The organism is Delftia sp. WSY_10 (genome assembly GCF_043104705.1).
GTDB lineage: Bacteria > Pseudomonadota > Gammaproteobacteria > Burkholderiales > Burkholderiaceae_C > Comamonas > Comamonas tsuruhatensis.
Map to the genome: position 1 here is coordinate 168547 of NZ_JBICKY010000012.1, position 25630 is coordinate 194176.

Sequence of the window (25630 nt, forward strand, 5' to 3'; positions counted from 1 at the left end):
ACTGCGATGCAAGGCATGCCGATGACGAACGCCCCGCGCGTGTTGCTGGTGGAGGACGACCCCGCTATCGCGCGCACCGTCTGCTATGCGCTGGAGCGTGACGGCATCGCCGTGCGCCACTGCCTGCAGCTGGCCGATGCACGCGCGCAATGGCAGGCGCAGCCGCCCGATGCCCTGCTGCTGGACGTGGGCCTGCCCGATGGCAACGGCCTGGACTGGTGCCGCGAGCTGCGCCAGGCCGGCGCCGCCGTGCCGCTGCTGGTGCTCAGCGCACGCGGCGAGGAAATGGACCGCGTGCTGGGCCTGGAGCTGGGCGCCGACGACTACCTGACCAAACCCTTCAGCCCGCGCGAGCTGGTGGCCCGTACCCGCGCCCTGCTGCGCCGTGCGCAGCGCCTGCAGCCCGCGCCCACAGCCAGCACAGCGCCGCCGGCAGATGCCCTGTTCAGCATCGATACGCAAGGTCAGCGCGTGCGCATGCAGGGCGTGCCCCTGGAGCTGACGCGGCGCGAGTACCAGCTGCTGCGCTGCCTGCTGGAGCGCCCCGGACGCATCCTGAGCCGCGAGTTCCTGCTCGACAGCATCTGGGGCCAGGACAGCGACAGCACGGACCGCACCGTGGACACCCACGTCAAGACCCTGCGCGCCAAGCTGCGTGCCCAGGTGCCGCAGCAGGACTTCATCACCACCCACCGCGGCATGGGCTACAGCCTGACGCTGCCGGGCTGACACGCCGCCGCACGCCATGCGCCTCGGACTGCGGCTGTTCTTCGCCTTTTTCGTCATCAACGGCCTGGCCGCATTCTTCGTGCTGCGCGTCTTCATGGTCGAGGTCAAGCCCAGCGTGCGCAAGGTGACCGAGGACACGCTGGTCGAAACCGCCTACGCCCTGGCCGCGCTGGCCAGCGACGACATGGCCAGCGGCGTGCTGCAGCAAAGCCCCGCGGACAGCCGCTTCGCGCACCACATGCAGGCCTATGCCAACCAGACCGTCAAGGTCTGGATCTGGGACACGCGCAAGACCAGCCTGGACATGCGCGTCACCATCACCGACCAGCAAGGCCTGGTGCTGTTCGACTCGGCCGGCCTGGACCAGGGCGCCGACTACTCGCGCTGGCGCGACGTGCACCGCACGCTGCGCGGCGAATACGGCGCACGCACCACGCGCGAGGTGCAGAACGACGAGGCCAGCAGCGTCATGTATGTGTCGGCACCCATCATGGTGGAAGGCCGCATTGCGGGCGTGCTCACGGCCTCCAAGCCCGCGCACTCGGTGCAGAAGATCGTTGACAGCGCGGAAAGCAAGATGCTGCGCGGCGGCCTGCTGTTCCTGCTGCTGTCGGCCGGCGTGGGCTTTGCCGTGACCTGGTGGCTGGTCATCCATGTGCGGCGCCTGCGCAGCTATGCCCAGCAGGTACAGGCGCCCACGCTCAACGAGGCCGCCTCCCCCACCACCGCCCCGCCCATGCCCGAGGCGCCACGCATGCCCGGCGAGCTGGGCGAACTGGCCCGTGCCATGGAGAACATGCGCAGCCGCCTGGAGGGGCGCGACTACATCGAGGGCTATGTGCGCGCCCTCACGCACGAACTCAAGAGCCCCGTGGCCGCCATCCGTGGCGCAGGCGAGCTGCTGCAGGAAGACCTGCCCGCCGCCGACCGCGAGCTGTTCGCGCGCCAGGTGGTGGACCAGTGCCAGCGCCTGCAGAACCTCGTGGACCAGTTGCTGCGCCTGAGCCAGCTGGAGCAGCGCCGCGCCCTGCACGCGCACACGGCCTGCAGCCTGCAGGCCTGTGCCGAACAGGCCATGGCGCAAGTGCACAGCGCAGCGCACCAGCGCCGCATCCGGCTAGTGCTGCACGGCCAGGACAGCAGCGGCCCCTGGGAGCAGGACCTGGTGGTGCTGGCCCTCAGCAACCTGCTGAGCAACGCCATCGACTTCGCCCCCGAAGGCAGCAGCATCCACGTGGACCTGGAGCCCGGCCGCGTCAGCGTGCGCGACCACGGCCCCGGTGTGCCCGAGGCGCTACTCGGCCGGCTGGGCGAACGCTTTTTCACCACCCCCCGCCCCAACGGGGAGCGCAGCGGCACGGGACTGGGCCTGTCCATCGTGCTGCGCATCATGCTGCTGCACGGCGGCAGCATGCAGGCCACCAACGCCCAGCCCGGGCTGCGTGTCACGCTGAACTGGCCACTGCGGGCACCCTGACCGCCAGGGCCTGCTCACTCGGATTTGGAGGCGCGAATCCGACTTCACCTTCACTTCACAGACTTCATTCCGGCCACACAGCCCCCGCCCAGACTGCGTCCACGATCAACGAACGGGATGTGGAATGAAGAACCGACTTCTTGCCAAAGGCGTGGCCCTGCTGGTCATGCTGGGCCTTTTGATGCTGGGCCTGGGCCTGGTACATGACGTGGTGCGCGACCGCATACGCAACCGCGACAACGCCGTGCAGGGCGTGGTCGCCAGCCTGGCCGGACGCCAGACGCTGATGGGACCGGTGTTGGTGCAAAACTGCACCGAGACTACCGGCATAGAAAAGGGCAGCAAGACGGAATGGACCACGCGCCAGTTCCAGCGCATGCTGCTGCCCGACCAACTGCGCCATGAGGCAACGGCACGCATGGAAGAGCGCTCGCGCGGCCTGCACCAGGTCAGCACCTACGCCATGCAGGACAGCATCAGCGCCAGCTTCACCCATGCCGCGCAGTACCTGGAAAAGCCGTCCATCGAAGCGACAGCCAACCAGGCCGTGCGCTGCGGCGCACTGCGCGTGGCGCTGTCGCTGACCGATCCGCGCGGTATACGCTCGGCCACCATCGAGGCCGGCGGCAAGAGCCTGGACGTGGGACCCGGTACCTCGCTGGAACGCTACTCGCAAGGCCTGCAGGCGGAGCTGGCGCCTGCCCTGCTCAAGAAGGACGAACCCCTTGAGCTGAAGATTGCCCTGGAACTGGTGGGCACCGAAAAGCTGGCCTTCGTGCCGCTGGGCAGCCACAGCCAGGTCCAGCTGTCGGCCGATTGGCCCCACCCCTCGTTCGGCGGCAGCTTCCTGCCCAACCGGCGTGAAGTCAGCGACAAGGGATTCAACGCCAGCTGGAATCTCTCGGCACTGGCCTCTTCGGCGCGCCAGGCCTTCACCGACCAGCAGCCGCTGTGCCAGCCAGGCCGCCGCGACATGGAGGAATACGCCGCCACGGCGCACGCGCCCAGCAGCGGCCCCTGCCTGGAGTCGCTGGACACCGACTTCGTGGACCCCATCAACGCCTACTCGCTGAGCGACCGGGCCACCAAGTACGGCCTGCTCTTCGTGGTGCTGACCTTTGTGGCCGTCGGCCTGTTCGAGGTGCTCAAGCAATTGCGCGTGCACCCCATCCAGTACCTGCTGGTGGGATCGGCGCTGTGCAGCTTCTTCCTGCTGCTGATCAGCCTGTCGGAGCACATGGGATTTGCCAGCGCATACGGCATTGCTGCCTCGGCCTGCGTGCTGCTGCTGGCCTACTACGCCAGCCACATCCTGGGCAGCCTGCAGCGCGGCCTGCCGTTTGCTGCGGGAATCGCCTCGCTCTACGGCCTGCTGTATGTGCTGCTGCAGCTGGAGCAAAGCGCGCTCATCGTGGGCTCCATCGCGCTGTTCGCCGTGCTGGCCCTGATCATGGTCTGCACACGGCATGTGGACTGGTATGCCTTTGGCCGGCAGGATGGCGACCGCGGCGATGCAGACGCAGGCACCCGCCCAACCGTGGGAGCGCTGCAGCCATGAACGTCCTCACCGACACCCTTGGCACGGCCGATGTGCCCGGCGTGCGCAGCCCGCTCGATCAGGCGCTGGAACGCCAGCGCTGCGAGCAGGCCTGGCACCAGGCGGTGCAAAGGGGCGACCGCCAGGCCCTGTTCAGCCTGCGTCTGCACATTGCCGAGGCCGCCGCACGCGCACGGCGCAAGCCGGGCGCACGTGAACAATGGCTGGCGTGGATGCTGCTGCGCTGCGCCCTGCTCCTGCCGCGCCGCACGTTCTAGGAAGACGCGGCGGCCTTGGGCTTCAGCCCGCAAACTGCGCATCCAGCAGCTTGCGCACCGGGGCCGGCAGGCCCATGTCGGCCCAGGCCCTGGCATCGGCCCAGCAGCCCTGGCCGTCTGCCATGGCAGCATCCGGGCCGCTGCCATGGACAGGCACGCGCACCGGATGCAGATGCAAATCACGGTGGGTGAGCACATGCAGGAAAGCCGGCAGCTCGGTCCAGTCGGCGGATCGTGCGGCGGGCCAGTGCCGTGCGGCGGCCTGCTCCAGCGCCTCGCGTTCATTGAACACGGGAGGCGCATAAAGGCCCGCCCAGATGCCCTGCTGCGGGCGGCGCTCCAGCCAGACGCGGCCTTGCCCGTCCACGGCGATCAGCAGCCACCAGGCCTCGGAACTGCGCTTGAGCTTGCGCGTGCGCACGGGGTAGTTTTCGGGATTGCCGAAGCGGGCCGCCCGGCACTGCGGCTGCAGCGGACAGACCAGGCAGCTGGGCTTGCGCGGCGTGCAGATGGTGGCACCCAGGTCCATCAGGCCCTGGGTATAGCGGGGCATGGCCTGCTGCAGGTCCTCGGTGGGGCACAGCTGCTGGGCCAGGTCCCACAGTTCGCGCTCGTTCCTGGCCAGGGCCAGATCGGCATCGAAGGCCAGCACGCGCGTGAGCACGCGCCGCACATTGGCATCGAGGATGGGCACGCGCTCGGAAAAGCAAAAGGACGCGATGGCGCCGGCCGTGGACCGGCCTATGCCGGGCAGCGTGGCCAGATCCTCGGCCCTGCATGGAAAGGCACCACCCCACTCCTGGACCACGGCCTGGGCGCAGCGGTGCAGGTTGCGCGCACGGCTGTAGTAGCCCAGGCCGCTCCACAGCGCCAGCACGGCATCCTGCGGCGCGGCCGCGAGGCTGGCGACATCGGGAAAGGCATCAAGGAAGCGCTGGTAGTAGCCCAGCACGGTGCTCACCTGGGTCTGCTGCAGCATGATTTCAGAGAGCCAGACGCGGTAGGGATCGCGCGTCTGCTGCCAGGGCAGGTGATTGCGTCCATGCGACGCCTGCCACTGCACGACGGGCGTGGCAATCGAGGGAAAGGTCAAGATATCAAGCAGTCAGTGAAGTTTCCTGTGCAGCCTTTGCCAGGCCGGGGAAGGCGGGCGTGGGCGACAGGGGTTGCAGCAGTTCCATGGTGGCCTGTCCCAGCTGCAGCTGCAAGGCCGTGAGCTGTTCGTCGGCGGCCTCGATTTCGGCAATGCGCTCGACCAGGCCCGAAGCCGCATTCTGGATGCGGTCCACCGCTTCGATGCGGCGGGCAAAGCTGCGCTTGCGCTCTTTCAATTGGGCATCCAGCTGGGCCGTGGCGGACTTGCTCCACATGTCCACGTCGTTGGCCGCAGACTCGAAGACCGTGCGCAGACGCATGGCAAGGGCCTTGATCAGCCGCTGGGCAAACGCGGGATTGCTGCGCCTGAGCGCGTGGCCCAGGCCCAGGTACTGGGTGTAGCTGGCCTCGATGCGCTGCAGGTCGCCACCGAACTCGGTCAGCTCCAGCTGCGCAGGAGCCTGCAGCGAGAAGCCGAACTCGGCATTGAGTTCCTTGAAGGTCGCGCCCAGCATGGACTGGATCTCGCCGGCCTGCGCCTGGGCCCGCGTCGCCACGGTGCGCAGGCGTTCGAAGGTTTCCGCGTAGACCTTGCGCGCGCCCAGCTTCAGGCCGCGCTGCTCCAGCGCCTCCTTGAGATCGACCAGTTCCTGCTTGAGCGCGCTGGAACCGAGCTGGCGGAAGATGTCGCGCAGCATGCGCATGTGCACCAGGCGCACGGCCTGGATCCTGGCGGCGCTGGCATCGAAATCGCGCTGCTCGCTCTCGATGCGGTTGCGCATGGAGGCAATCACGCTGGCGTTCTTGCCGCGCAGGCTGCGCAGCTCGGCCATCTGGTCGTCCAGGTCGCGGCGGCGGATATTGAGCACGCGCTCCACCTCGACCTGCAACTGCTGCACATTGGCCCTGACAGCCGTCTGCAGCACCTTCTGGCGCTGGCCCATGATGCCCTCGGCCAGCATGTTCTCGAACATGGGCAGCCCGCTGGCCTGCAGCAGCGCCTCGTTGCCGGAGACCTTGGCCACCAGGCCCTTTTGTGCCGACACGGGCAACACCCGCTCCACAGGCAGGCCCAGCATCTGGGCCGATTCCTGGCGCTGGCGCTGCAGCTGGGCCTGCACCTGCGTCGCGGAGCTGAGGCTATCCCACAGCGTATCTATCTTGTTGAGCACCACCAGACGCGAATCGGCCAGTGCCTGCTGGCCCGACGCCGCATCGGGCGGCAGCACATGGTCGCGCCAGATGGCCAGGTCGGACTTGGTCACGCCGGTATCGGCCGCCAGCACGAAGACCACGGCATGGGCCTGGGGGATGAGGTTGACGGTCAGCTCGGGCTCGGCACCCACGGCATTCAGGCCGGGCGTATCCAGAATGACCAGCCCCTGCTTGAGCAGGGGATGGGGCATGTTGATCAGCGCGTGGCGCCACATGGGCACCTCCACCAGGCCCTGCTCATCCACGAAGGGATTGCCGCCCTGGTCATCGTCATGCCAGAAGCCCCAGGTTCGCGCCAGATCCACCGACACCTTGCGCACCTCGGCCACCTTGGCCAGCGTGTCGGCAATCTGCTGGGCATTGTTCACATCCAGCGGCAGCTGCAGCCAGGCCTCGGGCCGGGCGCGCCACTGGCCCAGGCTTTCCAGCGATTCGCGCGTATCGATGGGCAGCAGGCGCAGGCTGGGCTGCAGTTCGGCTTCCCAGCCCAGCTCGGCCGGGCACATGGTGGTGCGACCTGCGCTGGCCGGCATGAGGCGGCGGCCGTAGTGGGCGAAGAAGACTGCGTTGATCAGCTCGGACTTGCCGCGGGAGAACTCGGCCACGAAGGCCACCATGACCTTGTCGCCACGCACCTGGGCTTCCAGCCGCTGCAGCCGCTCCTGCACAGCGACATCCAGCAGCTCCTGGGACTGCAACCATTCGCGCAGCGCATGCAATTGCTGCGCAAAGCCACGGCGCCATGCGCCGTGCTGGTCGAATTGCTCGTTGAATGATGGTCCCACGTGTTTCCCCCGCCATTGCATCGCCAATGCCTGCCGATGCTTAGTGATCGCCTCGACATTGCGCCGCAAGCGTGATGCCTTTTCTCATCAAAATATAGCACCGTCGCCCCGTTTTGCCCGCAGCTGCGCCCCAAGGCCGGCCCCTGGAACGGGGGGATTCAGGGCAAAACATCGTTTATTTACAAATGAAACAATATTTCACCATCAATCCAGCGCGGCTGAGGGGTAATTTTTCAGAAATGTGAGCCTCCCGCACAGACCCGATATGAATCTCGCGCAGATTGGCCTCCACAAGCGTTACGAGACGTTGAGAATTCGCTCCTCTTTTTGAGGCCATCTCACGCTTTCTGACACCGCGCGCAAAAGTAGGTGCTGCGCTGGCCCTGGCGCAGCAGCTGTATGGGCGAGCCGCAATGCGTGCAGGGCTGGCCCTCGCGGCCATACACCTTGGCCTGCAGCTGGAAGTGGCCTGCCATGCCGTCGGGCGCCGAGAAATCACGCAGCGTCGTTCCCCCTTGCTCCACCGCCAGTTCCAGCACGCGGCGAATCTCCTCGAACAGCCGGCGCACCTTGCGCGGCCCCACCTCGCAGGCCGGCTGCGTGGGCGCAATGCGTGCCATGAACAGCACTTCGGACGCATAGATATTGCCCACGCCCACCACCACGCTGCCGCTCAACAGCAATTGCTTGATGGGCGTACGGCTGGCCTTCAGACCGGCCTTGAAGGTCTCGAACAGGAAGCTGTCATCCAGCGGCTCCATTCCCAGATGGTCCAGCAGCCTGCGCGCCCAGGGATCGTTCTCGGCCGGCACATACATCACCGCACCGAACCGGCGCGGATCGTGCAGGCGCAGCTGGCCCTTGCTGGTGTGCAGATCGAAATGGTCATGTGCGCCCGCCGGACCCAGCGGCAACTCGTGCGGCGCCACGAAACGCAGGCTGCCCGACATGCCCAGATGCAGCATGAGCAGGCCTTCGCTCAGTTGCATCAGCAGGTACTTGCCGCGCCGGCGCACGCTGTGCACCTCGCGCCCGGTCAGAAGCTCGGGGGCAATGCCCAGAGGCCAGCGCAATGGCTTGCCCAGCGCCACGGATTCAATGCGCGCTCCGGCGATCTGCGAGGCGAACGCACGCCGCGTGACTTCTACTTCTGGCAATTCGGGCATGCGATCCGGGTTGTACTGAGGTTGTGCGAAATGCGGGCCGAGGCTTCGATTATTATGATTCGATGGATCATCGCCTTCGCCTTCAGGGACTCGCCGTGGCAGCAGCCCTGGCCATGGGTTCCGCCACTGCCTGGGCACTGCCTGGCAAGACCGCAGCCACCATCGAGACGGAATCCCCGGAACCTCCATCGTCCGCCGCCGCGTCTGCCGAAGAGGAGCGCGCAGCGCTCAACGCCGAACTGTTCTACGAGATCCTGGTCGGCGAAATCGCTGCCAGCGAAGGCGCGCTGGGCGATGCCCAGGCCATGATGATGGAGGCTGCGCGCACCAGCGGCAGCGAGCAGCTGTACCGCCGTGGCACGGAACTGGCGCTGCAGTCGCGCTCCGGTGAGCGCGCACTGGCCAATGCCCGCGCCTGGCTGGACGCCTTTCCCCAGTCACGCGATGCCAACCGCTTCGTGCTCCAGATCCTGGTGGCGCTGAACCGCATCGCCGATACCGGCAGCTATCTCAAGCGCGAGATCGAGGCCACGCCCGCTCCGTCCAAGCCTGCCACCTATCTGGGCATCACCCAGCTCTACAACAACGCCAGCGACAAGGCCCTTGCTGCCGATGTGGTCGAGCAGGCTATGGCCGGCGAAACCGACAATCCGGCCAGCGGCCCGCTGGCCTGGGCCACCATCGGCCACATGCGCCTGGGCGCCGGGCAAAAGGCCGCAGCCATGCAGGCCGTGCAAAAGGCCCAGGCGCTGACGCCCGACACAGGCCCCGTGGCCCTGCTGTCCATGGAGCTGCTGGAAGCCGGCATGCCGGAGGCGGAACCCATCGTCAAGCGCTACCTGGCCAAGAACCCGTCAGCCCAGATGCGCATGGCCTATGCCCGCGTGCTGCTGGGTCAGCAGCGCCTGGACGAGGCCCGGCAGCAACTGGTCTCCATCACCATGGATTCGCCCGACTACGCCGAAGCCTGGGCCACGCTGGCCGCCCTGCAGCTGCAAACGAACGATGTGGGTGCGGCTCAGGCATCCACCGAGCGCTTCGGCAAGCTCGTGCCGCAGATTCCTGCCGGCGTGGCGCGCAGCGCTGGCCAGTCCCAGTACTACCTGCTGCAATCACAGATCGCTGAAAAGCAAGGCAGGTTCGACGAGGCCGATGCCCTGCTGCGCCGCATCGACGATGCCCCCAACCTGCTGAGCGTGCAGGCGCGCCGAGCGAGCCTGCTTGCACGCCAGGGCAAGCTCAAGGAAGCGCGCGCCCTGATCGAAGCCGTGCCTGCCAGCGGCCCCAGTCAGCAACGGCTCAAGCGTCTGGCCGAAGTGCAGCTGTTGCGCGACGCCAATCAGAATGCCCAGGCCTATGCGCTGCAGGCCGAGCTGCAAAAACAGGACCCCGAAGACGCCGAACTGGCCTACGACACGGCCCTGCTCGCGGAGCGCATCGGCAAGCATGACGAAATGGAGCGGCTGCTGCGCGGCATCATCGCGCGTCGGCCCGACTTCCAGCATGCCTACAACGCGCTGGGCTACTCCTTCGCCGAGCGCGGCATCCATCTGGACGAAGCAGAAAAGCTCGTGGGCAAGGCGCTGGAGATGTCGCCAGGCGACCCCTTCATCACCGACAGCCTGGCCTGGGTGAAATTCCGCCAAGGCAACCTGGACGAAGCGCTCAAGCTGCTTGAAAGCGCCTACGCCTCCCGCCCCGACGTGGAGATCGCGGCGCACCTGGGCGAGGTGCTCTGGGTCAAGGGCGATCGCGAACGCGCGCAGAAGATCTGGCGCCAGGGCCTGGCCTCCAGCCCCGACAACACCACGCTGCGCGACACCCTGCGCCGCCTGGGCGTCTCGCTTTGAGCCGCCGCGCCGTGCCCCACCCCGTGCCCCATCGTTTGCGCCCCATGCTCATCCGCCGGCAGCTGTGCGCCACGGCTGCTGCCACGGCGCTGCTGACTCTGGCCGGCTGCGCCCTGCCACCCCGCCAGCTCCAGGCCGATGCAGCAGCACCGGCCGCCGCCGGGCACTGGTCGGGCCGACTGGCGCTGCAGGTGGAAGATGCGCAGAACCAATCCTTCAGCGCAGGCTTCGAGCTGCTGGGCACCCCCCAGCGCGGCGAGTTGCTGCTGTTCACCCCCCTGGGATCGACGCTGGCGCGCCTGCTCTGGGCGCCAGGACAGGCCAGCCTGCAGCAAGGCGAGGACCGCAAGACCTCGGACTCGCTGCCCACGCTGGTGCAAGAGCTGACGGGCAGCGACCTGCCCATCGCTGCCCTGTTCGACTGGCTGCGGGGCCGGGCCACCGCAGCCGCAGGCTGGCAGGTCGATCTCTCCCGCATGGAGCAGGGCCGGCTGTCCGCCCGGCGCCATGACCCGCAGCCGCCGGCAGCGCTGCGCATCGTGCTCGACACACCCTGATTTGCGCCGGGCGCGCCCTCTGCCCCCATCCCGCCGCACCCGCCTCCATCCCTCTCATCCTCTCCAGCCCATGCGCTCGCTCCACGACGTGCCGGCTCCGGCCAAGCTCAACCTGTTCCTCCATATCACCGGCCGCCGAGACGATGGCTACCACCTGCTGCAATCGGTCTTCATGCTGCTGGACTGGCACGACACGCTGCACTTCGACAAGCGCGGCGACGGCAACGTCAGCCGCGAGGACCTCTCGGGCATGGCCCTTCCTGCCGACGACCTCATCATGCGGGCCGCACGCGCGCTGCAACAGGCCACCGGCTGCAGCCAGGGCGTGCACATAGGCGTGGAAAAGCGCCTGCCGGCACAGGCCGGGATGGGCGGAGGATCGTCGGATGCGGCATCCACCCTCATGGCGCTGAACCGCCTGTGGCAACTGAACCTGACCCGGCGCGAACTGCAGCGCATTGGACTGGGCCTGGGCGCAGATGTGCCCTTCTTTCTGTGCGGCAGCTCCGCCTGGGTGGAGGGCATAGGCGAGCACATCACGCCGCTGGAGCACAGCCATGCCCTGCCGCCCCAGCGGTTCGTGGTGGTCAAGCCCGAGGCGGGACTGGAAACCCTGTCCATCTTCCGCGCCCCCGACCTCAAGCGCGATCATGCCCATGCTACAATCGCTGACTTTGCTGCAGATCACTATGGCTTTGGCCAGAACGACTTGCAGCCCGTCGCCGAAAGGCTGCAGCCTGAAGTGAAAAAAGCCATTGATTGGCTCAAGTCCTTCAAACTGCGTGCTAGAATGACGGGCTCGGGAAGTGCAGTATTTGCACCACTGACGCAAACAATCGACTTCGAGAATGCCCCAGGCATCTGGAATGTCAGAGTTTGCAGGAATCTGCAGGCCCATCCCCTCAAGGATTGGCTCAAAGATGAGAGTTTATAGGCTGTCTGCCTGCGGCAGAGGGCCTGTGTAGGGGAGTCGCCAAGTTGGTAAAGGCACCGGATTTTGATTCCGGCATGCGAGGGTTCGAGTCCTTCCTCCCCTGCCAAACGTCTTTCGCGTCAAGGCAAACCCATCGTACTGGGGCGCTCAATGCATTCACATCATCCTGACATCATGGTCTTCACCGGCAATGCCAATCCTGGCATGGCCGCTGAAATCGTTCAGCACCTCGGCACCACGCTGGGTGCAGCCGACGTGGGTCGCTTCTCCGATGGAGAAGTCGCCGTCGAGATCAAGCAGAACGTGCGTACGCGCGACGTCTTCGTCGTGCAATCGACCTGCGCACCGACCAACGACAACCTGATGGAACTGCTGGTCATGGTGGACGCCCTCAAGCGTGCATCGGCCGAGCGCATCTGCGCGGTGATTCCCTACTTCGGCTACGCCCGCCAGGACCGCCGCCCGCGCTCCACCCGCGTGCCGATCACGGCCAAGGTCGTGGCCAACATGCTGCAGGCCGTGGGTGTCGAGCGCGTGCTGACCATGGACTTGCACGCAGACCAGATCCAGGGTTTCTTCGACATCCCCGTGGACAACATCTATGCCACGCCGGTGCTGCTGGGCGATCTGCGCCAGAAGAACTACGAAGACCTGATCGTTGTCTCGCCCGACGTGGGTGGCGTGGTCCGTGCCCGTGCGCTGGCCAAGCAGCTGGGCTGCGACCTGGCCATCATCGACAAGCGCCGCCCCAAGGCCAACGTCTCCGAAGTCATGCACGTGATCGGCGACATCGACGGCCGCAACTGCGTGATCATGGATGACATGATCGACACCGCCGGCACCCTGGTGAAGGCAGCCGAAGTGCTCAAGCAGCGTGGTGCCAAGAGCGTCTACGCCTATTGCACGCACCCGATCTTCTCGGGTCCGGCCATCGAGCGCATCGGCAACGGCAGTGCACTGGACGAGGTCGTGGTGACCAACACCATTCCTCTGAGCGCCGAAGCCCAGGCTTGCGGCAAGATCCGCCAACTGTCCGTGGCCCCCCTGATTGCCCAGACAATCCAGCGGATTTCCACCGGCGATTCGGTGCTGAGCCTGTTCTCCGAATAAAATATCGGCCCCTGTGGTCTGAACCAGCAAACCTCCTTCGGGAGGTTTGCGCGTTCCGGGATGGTTTCAGGACCATCCCGGGACACCGCAAGAGCAGCCTGTTCCGCACGGGGCAGGCGTTCTTTTATCAACGGATGAGGCTGGTCGCGGTCCATCCATCTAGGAGTTAGTTATGCAATTCGTCGCTTTTGAGCGCGCCAAGCAAGGTACGGGTGCGAGCCGCCGTCTGCGCAATTCGGGCAAGGCCCCTGGCATCGTCTACGGCGGTGCTGCCGAAGCCCAACTGATCGAGATCGATCACAACGCCCTGTGGCACGCCCTGAAGAAGGAAGTGTTCCATTCCAGCGTTCTGGACATGGAAGTCAACGGCCAGACCTCCAAGGTCGTGCTGCGCGACGTGCAATTCCACCCCTACAAGCAGCTGATCCTGCACGTGGACTTCCAGCGCGTTGACGACAAGACCAAGGTTCACCTGAAGGTGCCGCTGCACTTCGAGGGCATGGAACAGTCCCAGGCCGTCAAGGTCGAGAACTGCACCATCACTCCCCTGATCCATGAACTGGACGTGGTGTGCATGCCCGCTCAACTGCCCGAGTTCATCAAGGTGGACCTGAGCGGCCTGACCTCCAAGTCGACCCTGGGCCTGCAGAACGTCAAGCTGCCCAACGGCGTGAAGGCTGTGGTGCGCGGCTCCAACAAGAACCCGGCCCTGATCTCCATCAAGCTGCCCGAAGTGGCTCCTGATGCATCCGCAGCTCCCGCAGCGGCCCCGGCCGCTCCGGCAAAGAAGGGCAAGAAGTAATTCTTGGCTTTCCCTTGCGGCGGCTGCGGCTGCCGCAACCTGCAAAAGGCCCACCTCGCGTGGGCCTTTTGCATGGTGAACACCATCGCCTGCCTGCTGAGGCCGCCATGGAGATAATCGCCCGATGATCAAATTGTTTGTCGGCCTGGGCAATCCCGGGCCGGAGTATGAGGACACCCGCCACAACGCGGGTTTTTGGTGGATAGATGCGCTGGCGCGCGAACTCAAGGTCCACCTGGTGCCCGAGCGCAGCTACTTCGGCCTCATGGCCCGCGCCAGCGTGCGTGGCGAGAGTGTCTGGCTGCTCGAGCCGCAGACCTTCATGAACCTGTCCGGCAAATCGGTGGGCGCGCTGGCGCGCTTTTTCAAGATCCAGCCCGAGGAGGTCCTCGTGGTCCATGACGAACTGGACTTCGCCCCAGGCCAGGTCAAGCTCAAGCGCGGCGGCAGCCACGGCGGCCACAACGGCCTGCGCGATATCCATGCCCAGCTGGGCTCGGCCGACTACTGGCGGCTGCGCATCGGCATAGGCCACCCGGGGCACAAGGCCGAAGTCGCCAACTGGGTGCTCAAGAAGCCCGCGCCCGACCAGCGCCAGCTGATCGAGGACAGCATTGCCCATTCGCTCAAGGCCTGGCCCGAGCTGCAGGCGGGCGACATGGACAAGGCGACCTTGCTGATCCACACCACCAAGCCTCCACGCCCCAAGCCCGTGCGCCCGGCCACAGCCGAGAGCGACAAGGGCTGAGCGATCAGGAAGCGGCGGGAGCCTGGGATTGCAGACGCAGGTATTTCTGCATCAGCGTCTCGCGGTCTTCCACGTGGGCGGGATTCACGGGAATGCAGGCCACGGGGCAGATCTGCACGCACTGGGGTTCATCGAAATGCCCCACGCATTCCGTGCACTTGCTGTGCTCGATCTCGTAGTACTCCTCGCCCATGGAGATTGCATCGTTGGGGCACTCGGGTTCGCAGACATCGCAGTTGATGCATTCGTCGGTGATCATCAAAGCCATGGCAGGTCCCTCGCAAGCGCACGCCACGCTCCGGGCCGGGCAGGCCCTTGCACCCCGAACGGGCCTTGCAGCAAGGTGGCATCAGTCATTGCGCCATTATCCTGCCCCCTTCATACGCATGAAGGCTGCACGGGCAAGCATACGCGCCGGATCGGCACGGAGCGATGCACCTTCAAAGGCCGCTATGCTGCGCGCATGGGCCGTGCGCATTACCATTCGGGCCCGCCAAGAACCACCCACACACATTCCGCCGACGTGACAGCCCAACACCGTGCCAAGGCCGACTGCCCATGAGCGTCTTCCTGCTCAAGCGCCTGCTGATGCTGGCAGCCACGCTGCTGGGCGCCTCGGCCGTGGTGTTCGGCGTGCTGGAAGTGCTGCCCGGCAATGCGGCCCAGACGCTGATGGGGCCCGATGCCGCCCCCGAGGCCGTGCAGGCGCTGGCCGAGCAGCTGGGACTGGACCAGCCAGCCTGGCAGCGCTACCTGCAGTGGCTGCAGGGGCTGCTGCATGGCGACATGGGACTGAGCTACGCCTACAGCACACCGGTCAGCGATCTGGTGCTGGAGCGCCTGGCAGTGACCGCCCCGCTGGCCGTGATGGCCATGCTCATCACCACCGTGCTGGCCCTGGCAGCGGGCATCTATGCCGCCTCGCGCCACAACCGATGGGGCGACCTGGGCGTCATGGGCCTGGCGCAGATCGGCATTGCCATCCCCAATTTCTGGTTCGCCATCCTGCTGATCCTGGTGTTCTCGGTGAAGCTGCAATGGTTTTCCGCAGGCGGCTTTCCAGGCTGGAGCGAGGCCGATGGCGGCGGCGTCCTGCCCGCACTGCAGGCCCTGCTGCTGCCGGCGATCTCGCTGGCCGTGGTGCAGGCGGCCATCCTGGCGCGCATCACGCGCTCGGCCGTGCTGGAAGTGCTGCGCGAGGACTTCGTTCGCACGGCCCGCGCCAAGGGCCTGCCGCGCCGCGCCGTGCTCTGGGGCCACGTGCTGCGCAATGCCATGATTCCCGTGCTCACGGTCATGGGGCTGCAGTTTGCCCAGTTGCTGGCCGGCACCATCGTGGTGGAGAACGTGTTCTACCTGCCGGGCCTGGGCCGGCTGATCTTCCAGTCCATCGCCAACCGCGACCTCATCGTCGTGCGCAACTGCGTGCTGCTGCTGGCGGCCATGGTGGTGGTCATCAACTTCATCGTGGATGTGCTGTACGCAGCCATTGATCCACGCATCGAGGCCAGCGACATATGAGCCAGCCAGGCAACCCTGTTTCGCCGACCGCTGCGCCACCGGGCCATCGGCCCACGCGGGCGGTCACCCTCAGCAGGCCGGCCAGCCTGGGCCGGCGCATGCTGGGCCACCGCAGCTTCATGCTGGGTGCCATGCTGACCGCGCTGCTGCTGCTCACCGCGCTGCTGTCCTTGTGGTGGACGCCGGGCTCGGCCTACGACATGGACCTGGATGCCAAGCTGGCCGCACCCGGCAGCCTGCACTGGCTGGGCACCGATGCCTACGGGCGCGATGTGGCCTCCCTGCTGTTCCTGGGCGCGCGCAGTTCCATCCTGGTCGGCGTGATCGCCGTGGGCATCGGGCTGTCGATGGGCGTGGTGCTGGGACTGGTCGCCGCGGCCTGCCGGGGCTGGGTGGAAGAGGCCATCATGCGGCTGGCCGATTTCAGTTTCGCCTTTCCTGCGCTGCTATCGGCCATCATGCTCACGGCCGTGTTCGGCGCGGGCATCGTCAACGCCATCATTGCCATCGGCATCTTCAACATTCCCACCTTTGCGCGCATCACGCGGGCATCGGCCAAGGCGGTCTGGGCACGTGAATACGTGCTGGCTGCACGCGCCTGCGGCCATGGCCGCGCCAGCATCACCTGGCGCCATGTGCTGCCCAACATCCTGCCCGTGCTGGTGGTGCAGGCCACCATACAGTTCGCGCTGGCCATTCTGGCGGAAGCCGCCCTGTCCTATCTGGGCCTGGGCACGCAGCCGCCGCAGGCCTCCTGGGGCCGCATGCTCAGCGAGGCCCAGACCCTCATGTTCCAGGCCCCGCTGCTGGCCGTGTGGCCGGGCCTGGCCATTGCACTGTCCGTGCTCGGGCTCAACCTGCTGGGCGACGGGCTGCGCGATCTGCTCGACCCGCGCCTGTCGCGCCAGCGCTGAGGAAGACACGCGCCATGCCCCTGCTCGAAGTCTCCGGCCTCACCATCACCTTGCAGACCCCGCGCGGCCGCGCGCGTGCCGTGCAGAACCTGGAATTCATCCTGGAGCGCGGCGCCACGCTGGGCCTGATCGGCGAGTCGGGCTGCGGCAAGTCGCTGACCGCCCTGGCGCTGATGGGCCTGCTGCCGGAGCATGCGCAGGTGGACGGCAGCATCCGGCTCAACGGCCAGGAGCTGCTGGACATGGACGAGCGCGCGCTGTGCCGCCTGCGCGGCAACCGCATGGCCATGGTGTTTCAGGAGCCCATGACGGCCCTCAACCCCGTGCACGGCATCGGCCGCCAGGTGGCCGAGCCGCTGCGCCACCACCAGCGCCTGGGCCGCCAGGCCGCGCGCGAGCGCGCAGTGGCCCTGTTGGAGCGCGTGGGCATTGCCCGCGCAGCCCAGCGCTTTGACGACTATCCGCACCAGTTCTCGGGCGGCCAGCGCCAGCGCATCACCATCGCCATGGCCCTGGCCTGCGGGCCCGACCTGCTGATCGCCGACGAACCTACCACGGCGCTGGACGTGACCGTGCAGCAGCAAATCCTGGATCTGCTGCAGGAACTGGTGGCCGAGCACTCCATGGCCTTGCTGCTGATCTCGCACGATCTGGGAGTGATCGCGCAAAACGTGGAGCAGCTTCAGGTGATGTACGGCGGCACCGTGGTCGAAAGCGGCATGACCGAGGCCATCTTCGCGCGCCGCGCCCATCCCTACACGCGCGGCCTGTTCGCCGCCAGGCCGCAACTGGAGCCTTCGGGACCAGGCCACCAGCCGCCGGCGCGGTTGCCCACCATTGCCGGCACCGTGCCCGAGCTGGTGGACCTGCCAGCCGGCTGCGCCTTCGCGGGCCGCTGCAGCTATACCGAGCCCACCTGCCACAGCGAGCGCCCGCGCGCCCTGGTGCTGGAGCGCCCGCAGCGGCCCATGCCCACTGCCCTGCAGGCCTGGGCACAGCCGCATGTGGTGCGCTGCCTGCGCTCCGAGGCCATTGCGCCGGGCATGCATACGCAGGGCCGCAGCACATGACGGAGCACGACCGCCAGGCACCGGCCGCTGCCGAGCCGCCCCTGCTGCAGGTGACGGACCTGGCCCGCAGCTACCGGCTGCCACGCCGCTCGTTGTGGCGTGCGCCGGAGCAGGTGCATGCGCTGCGCGGCGTGGATTTCACGCTGACGGCGGGGCGCAGCCTGGGCGTGGTGGGCGAGTCGGGTTCCGGCAAGTCCACGCTGGCACGCCTGGTCATGGCGCTGGACACTCCCAGCGCCGGCAGCGTGCAGCTGCTGGGCCAGGATCTGCACCGGCTCGGCAACCAGGCCCTGCGCATGGCGCGCCGCGATTTCCAGATGGTGTTCCAGGACCCTTACGGTTCGCTGGACCCGCGCATGACGGTGGAACACATCGTCTGCGAGCCCCTGACCGCCCAGCCTGCACCGCCCGAGCGCGCAGCCCGGCGCGACCTGGCCCGCGCCACGCTGGAGCAGGTCGGGCTGCGCGTGCAGGACCTGGACAAGTACCCGCATGAATTCTCGGGCGGCCAGCGCCAGCGCATCGCCATTGCACGCGCCCTGGTCACGCGACCCCGCCTCATCGTGGCCGATGAGCCCGTGAGCGCCCTCGACGTCTCGGTGCAGGCCCAGGTACTGAACCTGCTGCGCGATCTGCAGCAGCAGCTGGGCCTGTCCTACCTGTTCATCAGCCACGACCTGGCCGTGGTCCAGCACCTGTGCGACGACGCCATCGTGCTGAGCGAAGGCCGCATCGTCGAGCGCGGGGCTCCGCAGCAACTGTTCCACGCCCCGCAGCATCCCTACACCCAGGCCCTGGTACGGGCCGTGCCACGCATCGCCCTGCAGCACCGCGCCTGAAAGCCGAAAGCTGACAACCACCGGAGCGGACCGGGTCCTCATGGCCACGCGCACGCGCGCCCTGGTGTAAAAACACTGCTGCAGGCCGCAGCCAGCGGCCCATGACCCATCTGCAAGAATTTCCGGAGACCTGTTCATGTTCAATCGCCGTTCCCTGCTGGCCAGCTCCGCTGCTGCCGGCCTGCCCCTGCTGATGCCCTGGCCTGCGCTGGCCCAGGGCCGCAAGGACAGTGTCACGCTGGCGATGACGCTGGAGCCGCCGGGGCTGGACCCCACGGCCGGCGCCGCATCGTCCATTGGCGAGATCGTGCTCTACAACCTGTTCGAGACGCTGACCAAGATCAATCCGGACGGCAGCGTCTCCCCGCTGCTGGCCGAAAGCTGGGAGGTCTCGCCCGACCTCAAGACCTACACCTTCCGCCTGCGCAAGGGTGTGAGTTTCCAGAACGGCGAGCCCTGCAACGCCCACAGCGTGAAGTACTCCTTCGACCGCGCGGGCGACGACAAGAGCACCAACAAGGACAAGCGCACCTTCGCCGCCCTGTCCACGCGCGTGGTGGATGACCACACGGTGGTCGTCACCAACAAGGACATCGACCCCGACTTCCTCTTCGTGCTGGGGCAGGCGACCTCCATCATCGTGGAGCCCAAGAGCGCTGCCACCAACGCCACGCGCCCCGTGGGCACGGGCCCCTACCAGCTGGGCAACTGGAACAAGGGCGCCTCGGTCACGCTCACGGCCTGGCCCCGGTACCGCACGGCCCCCGGCCTGCGCATTCGCCGTGCCACCTTCCGCTTCATCTCCGACCCTGCAGCCCAGGTGGCCGCACTGCTGGCCGGCGATGTCGACGCCTTCCCGCGCGTCACGCCGCGCAGCGTGGCCCAGTTCAAGGCCAACGGGCGCTTCCAGGTCGTGGTCAGCGGCTCGCGGGCCAAGACCATCCTGGCCATGAACAACGCGCGCAAGCCCTTGAACGATGCGCGGGTGCGCCGCGCCATCGCCGCCGCCATCGACCGCAAGGCCGTCATCGACGGCGCGGGCGACGGCTACGGCCTGCCCATTGGCAGCTACTACGTGCCCACGGCCTTCGGCTACGTGGACACCACGGGCATCAACCCCTTCGACGTGGAAAAGGCCAAGGCGCTGCTGGCCGAGGCCGGCGTCAAGACGCCGCTGGAGCTGACCATGACCCTGCCGCCCACGCCCTACGCGCGCCAGGGCGGCGAGGTGATTGCCGCGCAGCTGGCCAAGATCGGCATCCGCGCCAAGCTGCAGAACGTCGAATGGGCGCAGTGGCTGTCGGGCACCTACACCCTCAAGAACTACGACCTGACGCTGATCTCCCATGTCGAGCCCTTCGACCTGGGCAACTTCGCCAAGCCCGACTACTACTGGGGCTACCAGTCGCCCCAGTTCAACGAGCTGTACGACAAGATCAAGAACGCCTCGCGCCCCGCCGACCGCTCGCGCCTGCTGGGCGATGCGCAGCGCCTGCTGGCCCAGGATTGCGTGCATGCCTTCCTCTACACGCCGCAATGGGTCACCGTGGCCAACAAGAACCTGCGCGGACTGTGGAAGGACATGCCCGTCTTCGTCAACGATCTCTCCGCACTGTCCTGGGCCACCTGAACCGCGCACAGGCTGAGCCACAGGCGACAGGCGCGCCGGTGGCACCGGGCCACACTGCGCCAGATCTGCCGCAAGAACCGCCATCTTCGAGGAAGCCGCGATGACTGGAACGACACAGGCCCTGCACGACCTGCCCGCCCATGCGCTGCTGCGCGCCTACCGGGCCCGCAGCCTCTCGCCCGTCGAGGTCATGCACGACCTGCTGGCCCATGTGCAGCGCTGGGAGCCGGCCCTGCACGCCACCTACCTGCTGCGCCCCGAGGCCGCCCTGGCCCGGGCCCGCGAGAGCGAGGCCCGCTGGCTGCGTGGCGAGCCGGCCGGCCTGCTCGACGGCGTTCCCGCCACGGTCAAGGACAACATCGCCACGCGCGGCGATCCCACGCCCGTGGGCACGGCCGCCATGCCGCAGGTCGCGGCCCCGCTGGATGCCCCACCCGCTGCACGCCTGCGCGAGGCAGGCGCCATCCTTTTCGCCAAGACCACCATGCCCGACTACGGCATGCTGTCGTCCGGCCTGTCCTCGCTGCACGGCAACACCTTCAACCCCTGGGATCCGGACAAGACGCCGGGCGGCTCCAGCGCCGGTGCGGGCGCCGCTGCGGCGGCCGGCTACGGGCCGCTGCACGTGGGCACGGACATCGGCGGCTCCATCCGCCTGCCGGCGGGCTGGTGCGGCATCTTCGGCCTCAAGCCCAGCCTGGGCCGCGTGCCCATCGACCCGCCCTACACCGGCCGCTGCGCAGGTCCCATGACCCGCAGCGTGGCCGACGCCGCGCTGATGATGCAGGTGCTGTCCCTGCCCGATGCACGCGACAGCATGGGCCTGCCGCACCAGGAGATTGCATGGGACAGCTTCGACATGGACCCTGCCCAGGTGCGCGGCCTGCGCATAGGCCTGCTGCTGGATGCCGGCTGCGGCCTGCCCCTGCAGCCCCGCGTGCGCGCCGTGGTGGAGCAGGCTGCGGCCTGGCTGGAATCGGCCGGCGCGCACATTGAGCGCATCGAGCCCTGGCTCACCCGCGACATGCTCGACGGCCTCGACCATTTCTGGCGCATGCGATCACATGTGGAAATGCAGTCGCTGACGGACGCGCAGCGCCGCGTGATCCTGCCCTTCATCCGCGAATGGGCCGACAGTGCCGCGCCACTGACAGCCACGCAGCTGTTCGTGGCCAGCCAGCAGTCGCACCTTCTGCGCACGGCCACGGTGCGGGCCACGGCGGCCTACGACTATGTGCTGTCGCCCGTGGCGCCGATCACGGCCTTCCCCGCCCACCTGCCCAGCCCCACCAACGACCCGCTGCGGCCGCTGGAGCACATTGCCTTTACCGTGCCCTACAACATGTCCGAACAGCCCGCCGCATCCGTGCCCTGCGGGCATGACGGGCAGCTGCCCATAGGCGTGCAGATCGCAGGCCGCCGGTTCGACGACCTGGGCGTGCTCCGGCTCAGCCGGGTGCTGGAGCAGTTGCGCCCACCCCTGCCCGCCTGGCCACAGCCCGTTCAGTCGGGCCAGGACCGGGCGCAGACTGCATCGGCTACTCCAGCCTGATTCCCGCCTCCTTCACGATGCGCGCCCAGCGCGGCATGTCGCGCGCCATGACGGAGGCCAATTCCTCGGGCGTGCCGCCCACCGGGCGCAGGCCCATGGAGGCCAGGCGGCCGCTGAGTTCGGGCGTGGCCACGATGCGCCGCACCTCCGCCGAGAGCCGGTCCACGATGGGCCGGGGCGTTCCCGCCGCCACGAAGGTGGCGAACCAGCCATTGGCCTCGAAGCCGGCCAGGCCCAGCTCGGCAAACGTGGGCACCTCGGGCAGCGCCGGGTGGCGCTGCATGCCGGTGATGGCCAGGATGCGGATCTTGTCCGACTTCAGGTGCGCATTGGCCGAGGACACATCGATGAAGCCCGACGACAGCTGCCCGCCCAGCACGTCGTTGACCAGCGGCGCCGCGCCCTTGTAGGGAATCAGCGCCAGGTCCAGCCCGGCCCTGGCGCGCAGCAGCTCGCCATGCATGTGCGAGGAGGTGCCGTTGCCGTAGTTGCCGTTGCTGTACTTGCCCGGATGGGCCTTGACCAGGGCGATGAACTCCTGCAGCGTCGTGGCCGGCACGTCGCGCGGCACCACGAACAGGTCCGAGGACAGGGCCACCTGCGATACGGGGGCAAAGTCCTTGAGCACGTCATAGGGCATCCTGGCGTACAGCGCAGGCGACTGGATCATGGCCGTGATCCCCAGCAGCAGCGTGTAGCCGTCTGGCGGCGACTTGGCCACCACGTCGCCGCCGATGATGCCGCTGGAGCCCGGCCGGTTCTCCACCACCACGGGCTGGCCCCAGGCCTGGCTCAGTTGCTGGGCAATGATGCGCCCGATGATGTCGGTGCCGCCGCCTGCCGGGTAGGGAATCACCATGCGCAGCGGCTTGGACGGGTAGGCACCGCCTGCCGGCTGTGCAAAGGCGATCGGCGATGCCGTTCCCAGGGCGGCACCCAGTGAGGCGCTGGCAGCGCATGCCAGCGCCGCCCGCAGGCAGCCGCGTCGGCTCGATTCCATGGCTTGTCTCCTTGTCCTTCGGTGCTCCGCCCTCGTTGGCGGGGCGGTGTGCCCTGCCGCAGTGGCAGGGTCCATGGACAGTGTGGCCACCAGGCCTTCAGCCACCAATCGCCGATCGTCTCAAAATGATTGGCAAAAAAGATCAGCGGCCGCGATGCTGGGCCTGCCGGTAGGCGCCCGGCGGCAGGCCGGTCCAGCCCTTGAAGGCGCGGTGGAAGGTGCTGGCCTCGGCAAACCCCACGCGCGCGGCGATATCGGCCAGCGTCAGCTCCGGCCGGTTCAGCAGCTCGATGGCCGCGTCGCGGCGCAGGTCGTCCTTGAGAGATTGGAAACCCAGGCCTTCGTCGCGCAGGCGGCGGCGCAGCGTCTGCGGCGTCATGGACAGCGCGGCGCCGACCTGCTCCAGCGAAGGCAGCTCGCCCGCCAGATCGCGGCGCAGCAGGCGGCGGATGCGCTCGCCCAGGCGCGTGCGGTCGCGGTAGCGGATGACCAGGCCCATGGCCGCCTGGTCCAGGAATTCGGCCAGGCTCTCAGGGGTCTGCACCACGGGCAGCTCCAGCCAGCGCGCATCGAACTCCAGCCCCGTGAAGTCGCGGTCGCGCTGCAGCGGCGCCAGGAACAGGCGCTGCGCCTCCGTGCCATACGGCATGCTGGCGCCGGCCGGCGCGCACACGCCCGTCAGCTCTATCCTGCGCGACACCAGCCACGACATGACGCCATAGCCCAGAAAGCAGAAGGACCGCTCGGCATAGGCCAGCGGCGCATCGCGCTCGCGCAGCGACACCATGGCAATGCGGGCCACGCCGTCCACGACCTGCAGCCGGGGCGCGAAGTCGCGCAGCACCAGGCGGTAGAAACGCAGCCCGGCCTGCAATGCCTCGCCCAGCGTGCGGCAGGGCAGCATGGTGCGGCAGGCCTGGGCACAACTGCCCACGGGCAGCGGATGGCGGCACAGGCCCCACAGCTCGTCGCGGCAGACGCGGCGCAGCACGCGGATCAGCGCCGCGTACTGCGCCTGGGTCACGCGCGACAGCGGCGCATCCAGCAGGGCAGGCGCAATGCCGGCGCGGCGCAGGATGGCTGGCACATCCATGCCATTGCGCTGCACGCCCTGCACGATCTGCAAAACCTGGACGATGGCAATGGTGTGGGCCGTGGTCTGTGGCATGGGTTTGATGAGGACGCCGCTGCTCATGGCGCCAAGGGGCGTGAGCGAAAAAGCATGGAGGGACTGTGCCACGGCCCCGCATTAGTGTGAACAGGCCCTAGCGCTGCACCAGCGCCAGCCGCACCGCCATGCCCAGGAACACCAGCCCGGCCACGCGGTTGAGCCAGTTCTGCGCACGCACGGATCGCTGCAGCAGCACGCCGAACCAGCCCGAGCAGCATGCGATGGCACCGAACACCAGCAGCGCCGCCAGCATGAACACGCAGCCCAGCACCATCACCTGCGTGGCCACGCCGCCGCGCGCGGGGTCCGCGAACTGCGGCAGAAAGGCCAGGAAGAAGATCAGCACCTTGGGGTTGGTGAGGTTCATCACCACGCCACGCCCCACCCAGCGCAGCGCCCGTGCGGGGGTCAGCGGGTCGGCTGCGCCGGCCTGCGGCATCTCGCCCGGCCGGGCCACGGCGCGCAGCGCACCCCAGGCCAGCCAGGCCAGGTAGGCGGCGCCGCACAGCTTGATGGCGGTGAACAGCAGGGGCGACGCAGCCACCAGTGCCGCCAAACCCAGCGCAACCGCCGCCGTATGCACCACCAGCCCCAGGCACAGGCCCAGTACCACGCACAGGCCCACGCGCCAGCCGCGCTGGGCCGATTGCATGAGCACGAACAGGTTGTCAGGCCCCGGGCTCAGGCCCAGCAGCACGGCCACGCCGAAAAAGGCCAGCAAGGTTTCAAAGGTGGGCATCGCTTGTCTCTTCCCGATTCGAGTATTTCAGTGCGGCGCAGATCAGGCCTGGGCCGTGACGATCCAGCCTTCCAGCGGGTCCAGGTCGTGCGGCAACCCGTAGAGCGCATCGCCCTGCGCATGGCGGGCCGCGGCCCAGGCGGCCTGCAGCATGCAGATTGCGGCGTCCAGCCGGTCTCCGCTGCCGTCCGCCAGCAACTGGTTGCGGGTTTCTTCGGCGTCGATACGCAGGCGCAACGCCAGCGGGTTGTCGCCGCGCTCCAGCGCCGCCAGCAATTGCACGCGCGCCTGATGGCGTTCGGGCGTTTGCCGTGCGGGTTCGTCGCTTTTGTAGCTGAAGCGGCCGATCACGGCGCGCGCCAGCATGCCCGGGTAGGCTTCCAGCGCCACGCGGCGCGCATCGCCTTTGCCGGGAGGCTGCAGGCCCGGCAGGTGCACGCCGGCCGCGCGCAGCAAGGGCAGCCCGGCATGCAGCATGTAGGCCACGGGCGGGTTCACCCATTTCATGGAAGGGCTGGCACCGGCAGGCCCGTCCGTGGCCCGGTGCGCGAACTTTCCGCCTGCGGGCCGCGCCGCGCAAAAGGCCTTGAACTGCTCGCGTATGGCCTGGCGCGTGAGGCCGGCGTAGTGGTCCATGCAGGCCGCCCATTCCGTGGGCCAGCACAGCTGCTCCACCAGTTCGCGCGGCAGGGCAAAAGGCAGGTCGAAACCGCCCACCCAGGCTGACTGCGCCGAATCGGCAGGCCGGGCCAGCCAGGCGGCCCAGGCGTCCAGCGAGGCGAACTCCAGCAAATCCTGCAGGACCACCGTGTCCCCAGCCAGCAGGCGGCCCAGGGCCATGGTGATGGGCTTGCGCGCCGTAGGTCGGCTGCTGAAATCGCAGCCCAGTACCCGCATTGCCGCCATGGTGC

24 protein-coding genes and 1 tRNA gene are annotated in these 25630 nt (G+C 67.7%); 17 read left to right on the forward strand and 8 right to left on the reverse strand.

The window, feature by feature from the left end:
* The first annotated feature begins 6 nt into the window (after positions 1-6).
* The 4 genes from creB (at position 7) to ACF8ML_RS02900 (ending at position 4021) form a co-directional block, all read left to right on the forward strand.
* A complete protein-coding gene (gene creB / locus ACF8ML_RS02885; protein ID WP_016445708.1) occupies positions 7-729 on the forward strand; it encodes a two-component system response regulator CreB in 723 nt (240 codons plus the stop codon).
* Between the two features lie 16 nt (positions 730-745).
* Positions 746-2206, forward strand: a complete 1461-nt coding sequence (creC, locus tag ACF8ML_RS02890) for a two-component system sensor histidine kinase CreC (protein ID WP_279494389.1) — start codon at positions 746-748, stop codon at positions 2204-2206.
* A gap of 124 nt (positions 2207-2330) precedes the next feature.
* Positions 2331-3764, forward strand: coding sequence for a cell envelope integrity protein CreD (gene creD / locus ACF8ML_RS02895; protein WP_016445706.1), 1434 nt, complete (start codon positions 2331-2333; stop codon positions 3762-3764).
* Positions 3761-4021, forward strand: coding sequence for a hypothetical protein (locus ACF8ML_RS02900; protein ID WP_392406241.1), 261 nt, complete (start codon positions 3761-3763; stop codon positions 4019-4021). Before creD ends, ACF8ML_RS02900 begins: the two co-directional genes overlap by 4 nt.
* 22 nt (positions 4022-4043) lie before the next feature.
* On the opposite strand, the gene mutY is transcribed toward ACF8ML_RS02900, so the two are convergent.
* From mutY to mutM, 3 genes are all read right to left on the reverse strand, one after another.
* Complete coding sequence (gene mutY / locus ACF8ML_RS02905; RefSeq protein WP_392406243.1) at positions 4044-5114, reverse strand: A/G-specific adenine glycosylase; 1071 nt, start codon at positions 5112-5114, stop codon at positions 4044-4046.
* Positions 5115-5118: 4 nt separating this feature from the next.
* Positions 5119-7116: a dynamin family protein gene (locus tag ACF8ML_RS02910; RefSeq protein ID WP_017405122.1), complete on the reverse strand. Its 1998-nt coding sequence runs from the start codon at positions 7114-7116 to the stop codon at positions 5119-5121.
* A gap of 338 nt (positions 7117-7454) precedes the next feature.
* Positions 7455-8282 carry a bifunctional DNA-formamidopyrimidine glycosylase/DNA-(apurinic or apyrimidinic site) lyase gene (gene mutM / locus ACF8ML_RS02915; protein WP_016445702.1) on the reverse strand — a complete coding sequence of 276 codons (828 nt, stop codon included), beginning with the start codon at positions 8280-8282 and terminating at the stop codon, positions 7455-7457.
* A 62-nt stretch (positions 8283-8344) separates the two neighbouring features.
* On the opposite strand from mutM, the gene ACF8ML_RS02920 reads away from it, so the two are divergent.
* From ACF8ML_RS02920 to pth, 7 genes are all read left to right on the forward strand, one after another.
* Positions 8345-10132, forward strand: coding sequence for a tetratricopeptide repeat protein (locus ACF8ML_RS02920; RefSeq protein WP_026062311.1), 1788 nt, complete (start codon positions 8345-8347; stop codon positions 10130-10132).
* Between the two features lie 44 nt (positions 10133-10176).
* Positions 10177-10689, forward strand: coding sequence for an outer membrane lipoprotein LolB (locus ACF8ML_RS02925; RefSeq protein WP_046240494.1), 513 nt, complete (start codon positions 10177-10179; stop codon positions 10687-10689).
* A gap of 70 nt (positions 10690-10759) precedes the next feature.
* Positions 10760-11623, forward strand: coding sequence for a 4-(cytidine 5'-diphospho)-2-C-methyl-D-erythritol kinase (gene ispE, locus ACF8ML_RS02930; protein WP_017405119.1), 864 nt, complete (start codon positions 10760-10762; stop codon positions 11621-11623).
* 29 nt (positions 11624-11652) lie between these two features.
* A tRNA-Gln gene (locus ACF8ML_RS02935) sits at positions 11653-11729 on the forward strand.
* Positions 11730-11773: 44 nt separating this feature from the next.
* Positions 11774-12733, forward strand: coding sequence for a ribose-phosphate pyrophosphokinase (locus ACF8ML_RS02940; protein ID WP_026063011.1), 960 nt, complete (start codon positions 11774-11776; stop codon positions 12731-12733).
* 172 nt (positions 12734-12905) lie between these two features.
* On the forward strand, positions 12906-13535 hold the full coding sequence (locus ACF8ML_RS02945; RefSeq protein WP_016445697.1) for a 50S ribosomal protein L25/general stress protein Ctc: 630 nt from the start codon (positions 12906-12908) through the stop codon (positions 13533-13535).
* A 124-nt stretch (positions 13536-13659) separates the two neighbouring features.
* A complete protein-coding gene (pth, locus tag ACF8ML_RS02950) occupies positions 13660-14283 on the forward strand; it encodes an aminoacyl-tRNA hydrolase (protein ID WP_016445696.1) in 624 nt (207 codons plus the stop codon).
* A gap of 4 nt (positions 14284-14287) precedes the next feature.
* On the opposite strand, the gene ACF8ML_RS02955 is transcribed toward pth, so the two are convergent.
* Positions 14288-14551, reverse strand: a complete 264-nt coding sequence (locus ACF8ML_RS02955; protein WP_016445695.1) for a YfhL family 4Fe-4S dicluster ferredoxin — start codon at positions 14549-14551, stop codon at positions 14288-14290.
* Between the two features lie 290 nt (positions 14552-14841).
* Here ACF8ML_RS02955 and ACF8ML_RS02960 point away from each other — a divergent pair, with 290 nt between their 5' ends.
* From ACF8ML_RS02960 to ACF8ML_RS02985, 6 genes are all read left to right on the forward strand, one after another.
* Positions 14842-15804 carry an ABC transporter permease gene (locus ACF8ML_RS02960; RefSeq protein WP_016445694.1) on the forward strand — a complete coding sequence of 321 codons (963 nt, stop codon included), beginning with the start codon at positions 14842-14844 and terminating at the stop codon, positions 15802-15804.
* Positions 15801-16718 (forward strand): ABC transporter permease, encoded by a 918-nt coding sequence (locus tag ACF8ML_RS02965; RefSeq protein ID WP_016445693.1) that lies wholly within the window; start codon positions 15801-15803, stop codon positions 16716-16718. The genes ACF8ML_RS02960 and ACF8ML_RS02965 overlap by 4 nt, the downstream gene beginning before the upstream one ends.
* A gap of 14 nt (positions 16719-16732) precedes the next feature.
* Entirely contained in the window at positions 16733-17788 is a 1056-nt protein-coding gene (locus tag ACF8ML_RS02970) for an ABC transporter ATP-binding protein (protein ID WP_047326556.1), read from the forward strand.
* Complete coding sequence (locus tag ACF8ML_RS02975; RefSeq protein ID WP_034364074.1) at positions 17785-18627, forward strand: ATP-binding cassette domain-containing protein; 843 nt, start codon at positions 17785-17787, stop codon at positions 18625-18627. Before ACF8ML_RS02970 ends, ACF8ML_RS02975 begins: the two co-directional genes overlap by 4 nt.
* Positions 18628-18763: 136 nt before the next feature.
* Entirely contained in the window at positions 18764-20257 is a 1494-nt protein-coding gene (locus ACF8ML_RS02980) for an ABC transporter substrate-binding protein (RefSeq protein WP_016451042.1), read from the forward strand.
* A 100-nt stretch (positions 20258-20357) separates the two neighbouring features.
* Entirely contained in the window at positions 20358-21809 is a 1452-nt protein-coding gene (locus ACF8ML_RS02985; protein WP_047326555.1) for an amidase, read from the forward strand.
* Here the strand turns inward: ACF8ML_RS02985 and ACF8ML_RS02990 are convergent.
* The 4 genes from ACF8ML_RS02990 to ACF8ML_RS03005 form a co-directional block, all read right to left on the reverse strand.
* On the reverse strand, positions 21796-22809 hold the full coding sequence (locus ACF8ML_RS02990) for a tripartite tricarboxylate transporter substrate binding protein (RefSeq protein WP_016445688.1): 1014 nt from the start codon (positions 22807-22809) through the stop codon (positions 21796-21798). The two genes, ACF8ML_RS02985 and ACF8ML_RS02990, sit on opposite strands and share 14 nt — an antisense overlap.
* Positions 22810-22951: 142 nt before the next feature.
* On the reverse strand, positions 22952-23977 hold the full coding sequence (locus tag ACF8ML_RS02995) for an AraC family transcriptional regulator (RefSeq protein WP_392406248.1): 1026 nt from the start codon (positions 23975-23977) through the stop codon (positions 22952-22954).
* 97 nt (positions 23978-24074) lie between these two features.
* Positions 24075-24719 (reverse strand): LysE family translocator, encoded by a 645-nt coding sequence (locus tag ACF8ML_RS03000; RefSeq protein WP_016445686.1) that lies wholly within the window; start codon positions 24717-24719, stop codon positions 24075-24077.
* 42 nt (positions 24720-24761) lie between these two features.
* On the reverse strand, positions 24762-25616 hold the full coding sequence (locus tag ACF8ML_RS03005) for a DUF429 domain-containing protein (RefSeq protein ID WP_392406622.1): 855 nt from the start codon (positions 25614-25616) through the stop codon (positions 24762-24764).
* Positions 25617-25630 lie beyond the last annotated feature (14 nt).